Annotated in this window: 12 protein-coding genes; 3 read left to right on the top strand and 9 right to left on the bottom strand. The window is 73.9% G+C overall.

The genetic code is table 11. From position 1 onward, the window contains the following. Positions 1–133: 133 nt before the first annotated feature. The 4 genes from ACFYW1_RS06825 to lipB form a co-directional block, all read right to left on the bottom strand. Complete coding sequence (locus ACFYW1_RS06825) at positions 134–838, bottom strand: DUF4191 domain-containing protein (RefSeq protein WP_388988071.1); 705 nt, start codon at positions 836–838, stop codon at positions 134–136. Between the two features lie 19 nt (positions 839–857). Beyond that, a complete protein-coding gene (locus ACFYW1_RS06820; RefSeq protein ID WP_388988068.1) occupies positions 858–1,058 on the bottom strand; it encodes a hypothetical protein in 201 nt (66 codons plus the stop codon). A gap of 342 nt (positions 1,059–1,400) precedes the next feature. Then, positions 1,401–2,366 carry a lipoyl synthase gene (gene lipA / locus ACFYW1_RS06815; protein WP_388988066.1) on the bottom strand — a complete coding sequence of 322 codons (966 nt, stop codon included), beginning with the start codon at positions 2,364–2,366 and terminating at the stop codon, positions 1,401–1,403. Between the two features lie 132 nt (positions 2,367–2,498). Further along, on the bottom strand, positions 2,499–3,311 hold the full coding sequence (lipB, locus tag ACFYW1_RS06810; RefSeq protein ID WP_388988063.1) for a lipoyl(octanoyl) transferase LipB: 813 nt from the start codon (positions 3,309–3,311) through the stop codon (positions 2,499–2,501). 265 nt (positions 3,312–3,576) lie between these two features. Here lipB and ACFYW1_RS06805 point away from each other — a divergent pair, with 265 nt between their 5' ends. Further along, positions 3,577–5,268 (top strand): regulator, encoded by a 1,692-nt coding sequence (locus ACFYW1_RS06805; protein WP_388988060.1) that lies wholly within the window; start codon positions 3,577–3,579, stop codon positions 5,266–5,268. Between the two features lie 69 nt (positions 5,269–5,337). Here ACFYW1_RS06805 and ACFYW1_RS06800 read toward each other — a convergent pair whose 3' ends face one another. Both ACFYW1_RS06800 and ACFYW1_RS06795 read right to left on the bottom strand, forming a co-directional pair. Next, a complete protein-coding gene (locus ACFYW1_RS06800) occupies positions 5,338–6,645 on the bottom strand; it encodes an FAD-dependent oxidoreductase (RefSeq protein WP_388988057.1) in 1,308 nt (435 codons plus the stop codon). A gap of 287 nt (positions 6,646–6,932) precedes the next feature. After that, a complete protein-coding gene (locus ACFYW1_RS06795; RefSeq protein WP_388988054.1) occupies positions 6,933–7,832 on the bottom strand; it encodes a TIGR01777 family oxidoreductase in 900 nt (299 codons plus the stop codon). Positions 7,833–8,035: 203 nt separating this feature from the next. Between ACFYW1_RS06795 and ACFYW1_RS06790 the strand changes: the two genes are divergently transcribed. Next, on the top strand, positions 8,036–8,566 hold the full coding sequence (locus ACFYW1_RS06790) for a GNAT family N-acetyltransferase (protein WP_388988051.1): 531 nt from the start codon (positions 8,036–8,038) through the stop codon (positions 8,564–8,566). 69 nt (positions 8,567–8,635) lie between these two features. Here ACFYW1_RS06790 and ACFYW1_RS06785 read toward each other — a convergent pair whose 3' ends face one another. Then, entirely contained in the window at positions 8,636–9,304 is a 669-nt protein-coding gene (locus tag ACFYW1_RS06785) for a TetR/AcrR family transcriptional regulator (protein WP_388988047.1), read from the bottom strand. Positions 9,305–9,458: 154 nt separating this feature from the next. Between ACFYW1_RS06785 and ACFYW1_RS06780 the strand changes: the two genes are divergently transcribed. Continuing rightward, positions 9,459–10,229 carry an SDR family NAD(P)-dependent oxidoreductase gene (locus ACFYW1_RS06780; RefSeq protein WP_388988044.1) on the top strand — a complete coding sequence of 257 codons (771 nt, stop codon included), beginning with the start codon at positions 9,459–9,461 and terminating at the stop codon, positions 10,227–10,229. 104 nt (positions 10,230–10,333) lie between these two features. Here ACFYW1_RS06780 and ACFYW1_RS06775 read toward each other — a convergent pair whose 3' ends face one another. Beyond that, entirely contained in the window at positions 10,334–10,855 is a 522-nt protein-coding gene (locus ACFYW1_RS06775) for a DUF4240 domain-containing protein (protein WP_388988181.1), read from the bottom strand. 80 nt (positions 10,856–10,935) lie between these two features. Further along, on the bottom strand, positions 10,936–11,901 hold the full coding sequence (locus ACFYW1_RS06770) for a helix-turn-helix transcriptional regulator (RefSeq protein ID WP_388988040.1): 966 nt from the start codon (positions 11,899–11,901) through the stop codon (positions 10,936–10,938). Between the last annotated feature and the right edge of the window lie 3 nt (positions 11,902–11,904).

The raw sequence follows: 11,904 nt of genomic DNA, 5'->3' as shown, positions 1-11,904 counted from the left end.
GTTGTTGTTGTGGCTGGGGGGGGGCGGCTCGCTGGGGGGGGGCGCCCCGCCGCGCGCCCCCCCGCGCCCCCCCCCCGCGCCCCCCCCCCCCCCCCCCCCCCCCCCCCCCCCCCCCTTCGACGTGTTCGCGGCGTCAGCGCATCTTGCCCCGCGGCATCCGCATGCCCTTGGGCATGGGGCCCTTCGGCAGGGGCATGTTGCTCATCAGGTCGCCCATCGCGCGCAGCCGGTCGTTGGCGGCCGTGACCTGCGGGCCGGTCAGGACGCGCGGCAGCTTCAGCATCTTGGTGCGCACCTTCTTCAGCGGCACCTGGCCCTCCTCGTTGCCGACGATGATGTCGTGCACCGGTACGTCGACCAGGATGCGCGCCATCTTCTTCTTCTCGGCCGCGAGCAGCGTCTTCACCCGGTTCGCGTTGCCCTCGCCGACCAGCACGATGCCCGCCTTGCCGACGGCGCGGTGGATGACGTCCTGGTTGCGGTTCATCGCGACCGCGGGGGTCGTGGTCCAGCCGCGTCCCACCCGGTCCAGCACGGCCGCGGCGGCGCCCGGCTGCCCCTCCATCTGTCCAAAGGCGGCCCGCTCGGCACGCCGTCCGAAGACGATCGCCATCGCGAGGAGGGCCAGCACGAAGCCCAGGATGCCCAGGTAGACCGGGTGGTCGATCAGGAAGCCGACCCCGAGAAGGACACCGAAGGTGACGATTCCCACGCCCGCGACGACGAGACCGACCTTGGGATCGGTCCTTTTGGCCATCTTGTAGGTCAGGGCGATCTGCTTGAGCCGCCCCGCGTTCTCGGCGCTGTCCGCGCCTTCAGTGTTTGCCTTCCTCGCCATGCACAGAAGTTTACGTGGCCTAGGAACGGTGGTCGGCCGCGGCCTCCAGTACGTACTCGGTCTCGACCCTGTCCTTGGCCCGGCGGCGGTCCTCCACGACCGCGTTCCAGGCGTTGCGTCGGGCGGTGCGCTGACCGCCGCCCAGGAGCAGCGACTCGACGGCGCGGAGGGCAGTGGTGACGGAAGGGATGGCAGTGGCGCGTACCGGCACGGCCTGCATCGTGGAAATCTCCTCGGAGCGGATGTGCGGACTGAGTTGCGTGGACTCAGCTGCCCGGGGCGAACGTGCCCGGGACTGCGTTGCGCGGAATGGGTGGCGGGCGCGGGGCACGGGGGGACAGGGCCGGTGGCGGCCGGACGGCCACCGCGAGCCACTGCGCCCGTGTGAACCCAGCGTCATTGCTCGGTGTTACCAGCGCATGACCAGTCGGTCAAACACCAATGAAACCTCGATCCGGGCGCCGCGCACGTCGGCGCGGCCCATACGCGCCCCCGACCTGCGGAGAGCGTACGGGCCGCGCCGGACCAGCTATTACTGCTCGGTAGCTTCTTGTGCTCGGATTCACACGGCGGGCGCCGCGGCGGCGGTCTCCCGGCGCTCGATCGCCTGCTGGAAGAGCCGCCCGGCACGGTACGAGGAACGGACCAGCGGCCCGGACATCACGCCGGAGTAGCCGATCTCGTCGGCCTCGTCCTTCAGCTCCACGAACTCCTGCGGCTTCACCCAGCGCTCGACCGGGTGGTGGCGCACGGAGGGGCGCAGGTACTGCGTGATCGTGATCAGCTCGCACCCCGCCTCGTACAGGTCCCGGAGCGCCTCGCTGACCTCCTCGCGGGTCTCGCCCATGCCGAGGATCAGGTTCGACTTGGTCACCAGACCGGCCTCGCGGGCCCGCGTGATGACCTCCAGGGAGCGCTCGTAGCGGAAGCCGGGGCGGATCCGCTTGAAGATCCGCGGCACCGTCTCCACGTTGTGCGCGAGCACCTCGGGGCGCGCGGAGAAGACCTCGGCGAGCTGCTCGGGGACCGCGTTGAAGTCGGGGATCAGCAGCTCGACCTTGGTGCGGCCGGCCTCCCGCCCGGCGGTCAGCGCGTGGATCTGGCGCACGGTCTCCGCGTACAGCCAGGCGCCGCCGTCCTCCAGGTCGTCGCGCGCGACGCCGGTGATGGTGGCGTAGTTCAGGTCCATCGTGACGACGGACTCGCCGACCCTGCGGGGCTCGTCCCGGTCCAGTGCCTGCGGCTTGCCCGTGTCGATCTGGCAGAAGTCGCAGCGCCGGGTGCACTGGTCGCCGCCGATGAGGAAGGTGGCCTCGCGGTCCTCCCAGCATTCGAAGATGTTGGGGCAGCCGGCCTCCTGGCACACCGTGTGCAGTCCCTCGCTCTTCACGAGCTTCTGCAGCTGGTTGTACTCGGGGCCCATCTTCGCCCGGGTCTTGATCCACTCGGGCTTGCGCTCGATGGGGGTCTGGCTGTTCCGGACCTCCAGGCGAAGCATCTTGCGTCCGTCGGGTGCGACAGCGGACACTTCGGCACTCCCCTTTGCTTTCACTGCATTGGATTCTTCGGCGAACACCAGGGTACGCCCGTGGTTCAGACGGCTTTACGTCTGGCCAACCTGTGGCCGGCAGGCCCTATTCCCCGTCGGCCCTCCAGAGTGTCATGCCGTGGCCACTGCATCCGCCGGCCGTTCGACGACGCGCGGCGCCAGGTGCGCGTTCTCCAGGACGTCCTTGAGGTGCTTCTCGACGACCGGGAGCACTTCCGCGATGGTGATGTCGCGGCCCAGCTCGTACGCGAGCGAGGTGACGCCCGCGTCCCGGATGCCGCACGGCACGATCCGGTCGAACCAGGTGTTGTCCGGGTTCACGTTGAACGAGAAGCCGTGCATGGTCACGCCCTTGGCCACCCGGATGCCGATCGCGGCCAGCTTGCGGTCCTCGCGGCGCTGGCCGGCGTTGGACGGGGCGTACTCGGGGCCGTTCAGCCGCGCGTCGAACTCCTCGTCCTGGAGCCGGGGGTCGAAGTCGAGCGAGAGGCCGCCGAGCGACGGGCGGTCCTCGACCGGGTCGCCGAGCACCCAGACGCCGCTGCGGCCCTCGACCCGGGTGGTCTCCACGCCGAACTCGGCCGCGGTGCGGATCAGCGCGTCCTCCAGCCGGCGCACGTGCGCGACCACGTCCACCGGGCGGGGCAGCTTCTGGATCGGGTAGCCGACCAGCTGCCCGGGGCCGTGCCAGGTGATCTTGCCGCCGCGGTCCACGTCGATGACCGGGGTGCCGTCCAGCGGGCGCTCGCTGTCGGTCGTGCGCCGCCCGGCGGTGTACACGGGCGGGTGTTCCAGCAGCAGACAGGTGTCCGGGACGGCGTCCTCGAACCTGGCCGCGTGCACCTCGCGCTGCTTCTGCCATGCCTCCTGGTAGTCGACGGCTTCCTCGCCGAATCCCAGCCGGACGAACCGAAGCTCAGCCACGACAGATGCCCTCCTACTAGCGGTGCCGGGAGCCGGGAGGTGCCCGGGCCCGCGCCACCATGCACTGGATCACGCCCCCGGCCACTGTACGACCGGTTCCGGGGCGGAGGCCCGGCAGGTCCTACCCGTCAGCGCCGCCCTCAATCCTCACACGATCGGATGAAAGTGAAGCGAAGGGAGCTGTGACGGGCACGGAGGCCGCTAAATTCGCGCCGTTCCATAAGGGCTGGCCGACCGGCCCCGAAGGCAGGAGACCGTACAGCTGATGTCGGAACGACCTCCGCAGCGCACCCCCAACCGCCGACTCGCCTCGCTCATCACCGAGGCCGGATTCTCCAACGCCGGCCTCGCCCGCAGGGTGGACCAACTCGGCCTCGAACACGGCCTCGACCTGCGGTACGACAAGACCTCCGTGACCCGCTGGCTGCGTGGCCAGCAGCCCCGCGGCACCACCCCCGCGCTGATCGCCGAGGTCTTCACCCGGCGGCTCGGCCGCCGCCTCTCCGCGCAGGACCTGGGCCTCGACGCGTGCGCCCCGGTCTACGCCGGCCTGGAGTTCGCGGCCACGCCCGCGGAGGCGGTCGACATCGTCAGCGGGCTGTGGCGCAAGGACTCGGGCAGCAACGCGGAACTGCGCAAGATCGCCTTCACCCCCGCCGGACTCGTCGTGCCCAGCAGGGACTGGCTGATCGGACGGGCCGACGAGTGGGTGGGACGGGGCGGCGAACCCGCGCCCCCGGCGCACGACGGGGCCGGTGGCGCCCACGGGACGGGCGGGGCGGTGGGAACCGCCGAACCGGGCGGCTCCGTGCGCCCCGGCGGCCCCATGGGTGCACGCGGGGTGCCGGGGGCGCGCGGGACGTACGGGACGTACGGGATGCCTGGTCCCGGCGGGGCCATGGCGCCCGGCCCCGGCCGGGGCGGACCCCGCGGACCCGTGCCCTCCAGGCCCCCCGGCCCGTCCGCACCCCCCGGGGCGCCCGTGCCCCCGGTGGTCCCCGGCCCGCTGGACACCCCCGGCGTCCCCCGCCAGCGGACCGAACGCGGACCCGGCCAGCGGGTCGGCAGCGGCGACGTGGCCGCGCTGCGCTCGGTCGGCGAACTCTTCCGCGCCCTCGACAACACCTACGGCGGCGGCCACGCCCGGCAGGCACTCGTCCGCTACCTGGAGCACGAGGCGGAGCCGATGCTCCGCGGCACGTACGGGGAGGCCACCGGGCGCCGGCTCTTCTCCGCCGCCGCCGACCTGACCCGGCTGGCCGGCTGGACCTCCTACGACATCGCGGCCCACGGCCTGGCCCAGCGGTACTTCGTGCAGGCCCTGCGGCTCGCCCAGGCCGCGGGCGACCGCGCGTACGGCAGCTACGTCCTGATGACCATGAGTCGGCAGGCGGTCTACCTCGGCCACGGCAGGGAGGCCGTGCAGCTGGCCCGGGTGGCCCAGCAGGGCATCGGCTCCTCGGCGCCGCCCGTCGTCCAGGCCCTGCTGCACGCCGTCGAGGCGCGCGCCCACGGCGTGCTCGGCGAGGCCAGGGCCTGCACCACCTCGCTGGCGCGGGCGGAACACGCGCTGGAGACCGCCCGGTCCGGGGACGAGGTGCCGCACTGGGCGCGGTACTTCGACGAGGCCCAGCTGGCCGACGAGTTCGGCCACTGCCACCGCGACCTGCAGCAGCACCGGGCCGCGGCCCAGCACGCGGAGCGCTCGCTCCAGCTGCGCTCCCCGGCGTACGCCCGCAGCCGGCTGTTCTGCCGGGTGGTGCTGGCCTCCGCCCGGCTCGGGCTCGGCGAACTGGACCAGGCGTGCGCGCTCGGCGCGGAGGCCGCCCAGCAGGCCGCGGAGATGCGCTCGGTCCGGGCGACGGAGTACGTACGGGACTTCGAGCGCCGCCTGGAGCCGTACCGGGACGCGGCCGCCGTGCGGAACTACCGCGAACGGGTCGCCGCGCTGGGGTGAGACCCGGTGCGGTGCCGGGGCCCGGGCGGCGGACGACGGAACCGCCGGACGCGTCCCGTCCGGCCCCGGCTACGCGGCCTCGGGCAGCCCCGTTCCGCTGCCGCGCCCCGGCCGTACGCCCAGGTCGGTGAGGATCGCGTCGGCCGCGCGGCGGCCCGAGAGCAGCGCGCCCTGGACCGAGCTGGTGTCGCGGTGGTCGCCGCACACGTACAGGCCGGAGAGCAGCCGGACCGGGCGGCGCGGGTCGTGCGGGGCCGGCATCGCGGGTATCGCCTCGGGGTCGTGGTGGGAGGTCAGCAGCTCCCAGTCGTCGGTGGGGGTGCCGTACAGCGCGGCAAGATGGGCGCGGACCGTGCGGTCCAGGTCGGCCGGCGGGGGGCCGAGCACCGTCGAGCTGATCAGCGTCCGGCCGCGCGGCGCGCGCGAGGGGTCGACCGCGCTCATCACCGCGGTGTGCGCGACCGGCCCCGAGCGGTCGGCGTCCAGCAGCAGCGAGGCGCCGGTCGGCGGGGCGACGGGGGCGGTGTGGTGAAGGACCGTCACCGGATGGAAGGACGGCATCCGCAGCCCCGGCAGCAGTTCGGCGGCGGCCCCGGCGCCGGTCGCCAACAGCAGGGAACGGCAGCCCAGTTCGCCGTGCTCCTTGGTGCGGACCGAGGTGATGTCGGCGGCCGTGACGTGCACGCCGGTACGTACCGTGCCGGGCGGCAGCGAGGCCGCGAGCAGGTCGGGCAGGGTGCCCGAGCCGCCCTCGGGCGCGCACAGCCGGCCGCGCGCGTAGCCGCGCAGGGCGAGATCGGCGCACCGGCTGGACGTGCTGAGAGCAGGGTCGCCGAGCAGCGCGGAGAGCAGCGGGCGGAGGAAGCCGTTGACCGTGCGGGAGGGCAGTCCGCGGTGGGACAGGGCGGCGAGCGCCGTCTGTTCGGGCCGGGCGAGGATGCGGGCGGTCGGTGTGGCGGCGAGCCGGGACAGCGCGGCGCCCAGCCGGGCCTGGTCGATCGGCCCGCCCATCGGCGGCCTGGGGGCGCTTGCGAGGGCGCGCGCTGCCTTGAATGCGCCCCGCGCGCCCCGCGCGTCGCCGGTCCGGTACTGGCGGCCCTCGCTGTGGACGAGGACCCCCGGGGCGAAGGTGCGCAGCGCCAGCCCCTCCAGGCCGGGCGTCGTGCGCAGCTCCGGGCAGGAGGTGCTGAGGAGCGGGCCGATGTGGTCGAGCCGGAAGCCGTCCAGCTCGGCCGTGGTCATCCGGCCGCCGACCCGGGGGCCGGCCTCCAGAACGCTGACACTCACCCCCGCGCCGGTCAGACGGTGGGCTGCTGACAGGCCGGCGATCCCGGCCCCGATGATGACGACGTCCGCGCGATGTGCCGAGCTGAGCACGTGCCCCTCCCCGAGTCGGCGCAACTACTGGGAGGCTCTTGCCCCCGACAGGCCCCCGGAATGCCCGAGTTCGCAAGGAGGCTAGGAGGGCCGCCGACCGGGTCGCAGTCGCGCGCGCCGGGGGCACCGTTGCACGGGGTCGCATCCGCGTCCGATTCCGCGCGAGGTGCGTGGTCCGGGGACGCGCGGGGTGCGCGGTCCGGCGTACGCCGGTGCATTCCCGGCGCGCCGCCGGGGCCCATCGGTACGGCGCCGGTGTGTTCCGTACGGCGCCCGCACCGGTGCGTTCAGCGCAGTGCCGCGCGGATCGCCTCGTCGATGCCCGGGAAGGCGAACACGAAGCCCGAGTCCAACAGCCGCCCGGGCAGCACCCGTTGACTGCCCAGTACGTCGTCGGCGAAGTCGCCCAGGACGATCCGCAGGGCCGGGGCGGGCACGGCGAAGGGCGTGGGGCGGTGCAGCACCCGCCCCATCGCGGCCGTCACCTCGCCGTTGGTGACCGGATCCGGCCCGGTCAGGTTCACCGGACCCGACAGCGACTCGGTGTCCAGGATGTGGCGCAGGGCCGCGACCTCGTCGTGCAGCGAGATGAAGCTCCAGTACTGGCGCCCGTTGCCCAGCCGACCGCCGAGCCCCGCGCGGAACAGCGGGAAGAGCCGGCCCCAGGCCCCGCCCTCGCGGCCGACGACCAGGCCGGTGCGGGCGTGCACCGTCCGCACGCCCGCCTCCTGGGCGGCGGCGGTGGCCGCCTCCCACTCCACGCAGACGGACGGCAGGAACCCCTCGCCGGCCGGGGCGCCCTCGTCGACGGCGCGGTCCCCGGTGTCGCCGTAGTAGCCGATGGCCGAGCCGGACAGCAGCACCTTCGGGGGCGTGTCCAGCGAGGCGACCGCCTCGGCGATCGCCGTCGTCCCCAGCACCCGGCTGTCCCGGATCTCCCGCTTGTACGCGGAGGTCCAGCGCCGGTCGCCGACCCCGGCCCCGGCGAGGTGGACGACGGCGTCGCAGCCCACCAGGCCCGCCACGTCGACGTAACCGCGCCGGGGGTCCCATTCCACCTCGTCCCCGGTCCGCGCCGGGCGCCGCACGAGGCGTACCACCTCGTGCCCGTCGGTCCGCAGCGAGCGCACCAGCGCCGCTCCGATGAGTCCGGATGCTCCGGTGACAGCGATACGGGAGTGCAGCATGGGTCCATCCTGCCGCAGCGGCTCCGGCACGCGCCGCCGACCGGGCCAACGAGCCCCGCACGGCCCGCCCGCCGTCGTGCGCGCCGTCGTACCGACGTGTCGACGCACCGATGTGCCGATGTGTCGATACGGCCGCGCGCGGCGGTGCTCCGGCGGAGAATTCGGGCTGACCGGGTGAAGCGCGGCGTGGCACAGTGGCGCGCATGCCCGAGAAGCACACGTACACGCACGGGAACCCGCTGTTCTCGATCCGCACCGCGGTCTCCTCCGACGAGGACGCCCTCGCCGAACTCGACCGCGACACCTGGTCGACGCTGCACGCCGTGACGCCGAAGCCGCAACCGCCGTACAGCCCCTTCTTCGACGACCGGCACCGCCCCGAGGATTTCCTGGTGGCCGAGCTGGTGGGCGAGTCGGAGCCCGTCGGCTACCTCCGGCTGGTCCCGCCGACGCCACTGGCCTGCAACGCGCACGTCCGGCAGATACAGGGCCTGGCCGTGGCCGACCGGGCGCGCGGCAAGGGCGTCGCCAGGGGGCTGCTGCGGGCCGCGTTCGCGGCGGCGCGCGCCGAGGGGGCGAACCGGATGACCCTGCGGGTGCTCGGCCACAACACGCCCGCGCGTGCCCTGTACGAGTCGGAGGGCTTCGTCGTCGAGGGCGTGCTGCCCGGCGAGTTCTTCCTGCACGGCCGCTACGTCGACGACGTCATGATGGGGCGCTCGCTCGACCGGTGACGTTCCGTCGGCCGCCCGTTTCCGGCCGGCCCCTCCTCGACCGGCCCCTCCGCGGCCGGTGACGTCCTGTCAGTCGCCCGTTCCCGGCCGGTCCTCGTCGGGCCGGCCCGTGAACAGCCGCATACCGCCCATGAGTTCGCGCAGACAGCGCACCGCGAGCTCGGCGGGCGAGCCGGGACCGCTCGTCGGCGCGTCCGTCCGCGCCCAGGTCTCCAGCGCCACCCGCACCGCGGCCGTGGCGGCGGCAGCGGCGAGCCGGACCTCCAACGGGTCCGCCCCGCCGCCCAGGAGCCGGGCCAGCACCGGCAGCAGCCGTTCCTCCGAATCCTGATTGACCCGGTACCAGACGGCCCGCAGGGCCGGGTCCCGCTCCGCCGCCCGCAGCAGCCCGCGCGTCCAGCCGAGCTGCTCGGCGGCGTGCGCGTCCGGCGCCCGGAGCGCCTCGGCGACCGCCCGCTCCAGGGTCGCGGCCGGCGCGTCCCCCGGGGCGGCCGCCTCCAGCAGCGCCCGCCAGCGCTCGGCGCCGCCGGAGAGCAGCGGGCCCACCGCGTCCTGCTTGGAGCGGAAGTACCGGTAGAAGGTGCGCAGCGCCACGCCCGCCCGGCGGGCGATGTCCTCCGCCGTGGTGCCGTCGGGGCCGTTCTCGGCGAACAGCGCGGCGGCGGCCCGCGCGATCTCCAGCTGGGTCGCGGCCCTGCGGCGCTCGGTGAGGGAGGGGTGGCTCGGCTCGGTGTTCACCGACAGGAGATTACTCCGGTGATCACCGCGCCGAGCGAAAAGTGTGCACGAAATGTCATTGTGGCAAAACGTGCCACCCAGGCGTACGGTGGTGGTCGGCCGGACGGTCACGGGGCCGTCCCGGACAGCACATACCGATCGGGAGAGATCAGAGATGAACCGCTACGAAGGCCGCCGCGTACTCGTCACCGGTGGCGGTTCCGGCATCGGACAGGCCACCGTCCACCGGGTACTCGCCGAGGGCGGCCTGGTCGTCGCCGCCGACGTCAACGAGGCGGGCCTGGCGGCGACGCGCGCGACGGCGGTGGAGAACGGCACCGACGGACGCCTGACGACCCTGGTCCTCGACATCTCGGACGAGGCCGCGGTCCGGGCGGGGGTCGCCTCCGCCGTGCAGACCCTCGGCGGGCTCGACGTCCTGGTCAACGCGGCCGGGATCCTGCGCTCCGAGCACACGCACAAGACGTCGCTGGAGTTCTTCAACAAGATCATCGCGGTCAACCTCACCGGTACGTTCCTGATGATCCGCGAGTCGATACCCGCCCTGCTGGCCGGTGACGCCCCGGTCGTCGTGAACTTCTCGTCCACCTCGGCGAGCTTCGCGCACCCCTACATGTCGGCGTACGCGGCGAGCAAGGGCGGCATCCAGTCCATGACGCACGCGCTGGCGAGCGAGTACAGCAAGCAGGGGCTGCGGGTGGTGGCCGTCGCCCCCGGCTCGATCTCCTCCGACATGACCAGCGGCACCGGACCGGGGCTGCCCGCCGACGCCGACATGTCGCTGTTCATGAAGCTGGCCCCGGCGCTCGGGGCGGGCTTCGCCAGTCCGGACACCGTCGCGGGCGTCGTCGCGATGCTCGGCTCCGAGGACGGCGCGTTCATCACCGGTACGGAGATCCGAGTCGACGGCGGAACCCACTTCTGACGGAGCCGTGGGCCCCGCCGGCCGTGCCGCGGTGACGGGGCCACCGTCCGTCGCGCGGCAGGAGGACACCGTCCATGACGCGGTGGCGGGGGCGGAGGGTCCGTTCAGCGCGGTCCGAACCGCTCCCAGAGTGCGGGGAAGCGCGCCGCCAGGGATGCCTCGTCCTCGAAGTCGACCGGGGTGCCCTCCGGCTCCGGCGCCTGGGGCGGCAGGCCGAGGTCCGGGGCGACCACGCCGGTGAGCTGCTCGTACGCCTCGTCGGCGGCGTAGCCGAGGTCCTCGGCATCCCCGTCGAGTTCCTCGTCGAAGTCGTCGAGGAGTTCGGCGAGGGAGTCCGGATCGTGCAGGGCCCCCTCGAAGACCTCCCGGCCCTGGCCGATCAGCCAGCAGCGGAACCAGTCGAAGGCGTCGTCGCCCGCGCCGCCCAGCAGCACGGCGGCGGCCCCCCACAGGTCCCAGCGGTAGGCGCGGTTGTAACGGGCCTCGAAGTGTCTGGCGAAGTCCAGCACCGCCTCCGGATCGAGCCGCACCAGCCGCTCGACGAGCAGGTCGGCCTGGTCCTCGGGATCGCCCTCGGCGGCCTCGCGGGTGCTGTCGACGATCTCCCAGAACTCCGTCTCGTCCATCACGGATCAAGCATCGGCCCTGGCAGCGGGCGGCGCACGCGGACACGGGGAGGGCGGCCCGCCGGCCCACCGGACGGCCTTCAGCGGTAGAGGTCGCGCAGCCGCTCGGCCGCCGCGGCGAAACGGTCCCGCAGGGCGGCCGGTTCCAGGACCTCCGACTCCGGTCCCAGCGCCAGCAGTTGGCCGTAGGCCACCTCCAGGGACTCGACCGGCAGGGTGACGGCGATCCATCCCTCGGCATCGGCCGGACCGGCCGCTTCCAGCGCCTCCCGGACCGCCGACCGGTCCATCGTGTGCGGCAGCCGGCGTACGCCCTCCGGCGACAGCCGCACCGTCACCTCGGCCCGCAGCAGCGACCGGGCGAACTGGGCGGCCCGCTCGTCCCAGAAGCTCGGCAGGTCGAACCGCTCGTCGCGCCCGAACCGCTCGTCCGACACCTCGACGGCCGAGAACCGGTCGATCCGGTACACCCGGAAGTCGTCCGCCACCCGGGCGCAGAGGTACCAGACCCCCGCCTTCAGCACGAGGCCGTACGGGGCCATCTCCCGCTCCACTTCGCCGTCCCGGCGGCAGTAGCGGGCCCGGACGAGCCGGTCGTCCCAGACCGCCTCGGCGAGGGCCGGCAGCAGTTCGGGGGTGGCCGGTTCCTGGTACCAGGCGGGAGCGTCCAGATGGAAGCGCCGGGCGGCGCTGTCGGAGGCGTCCCGCAACGAGGGGAGCAGGGCCGCCGAGACCTTGAGCCGGGCGGCGGACGCGGCGTCCTCCAGCCCCATGTCGCGCAGGGCGGACGGCAGCCCGGAGAGGAAGAGGGCCTCGGCCTCGGTGCGGGCGAGGCCGGTGAGGCGCGTGCGGTACCCGCCGATCAGCCGGTAGCCGCCGGCCCGGCCCCGGTCCGCGTACACCGGGACGCCCGCCTCGGACAGCGCCTGCGCGTCCCGGGTGACGGTCCGCTCGGACACCTCCAGCTCACGGGCGAGTTCGGCGGCGGTCATGGCGGGGCGGGACTGCAGGAGCAGCACCATTTTGATGAGACGGGCGGCACGCATGCG

It is taken from the genome of Streptomyces sp. NPDC002669 (assembly GCF_042889165.1).
Lineage (GTDB): Bacteria > Actinomycetota > Actinomycetes > Streptomycetales > Streptomycetaceae > Streptomyces.
This window is presented reverse-complemented; position numbering and strand designations above follow the sequence as displayed.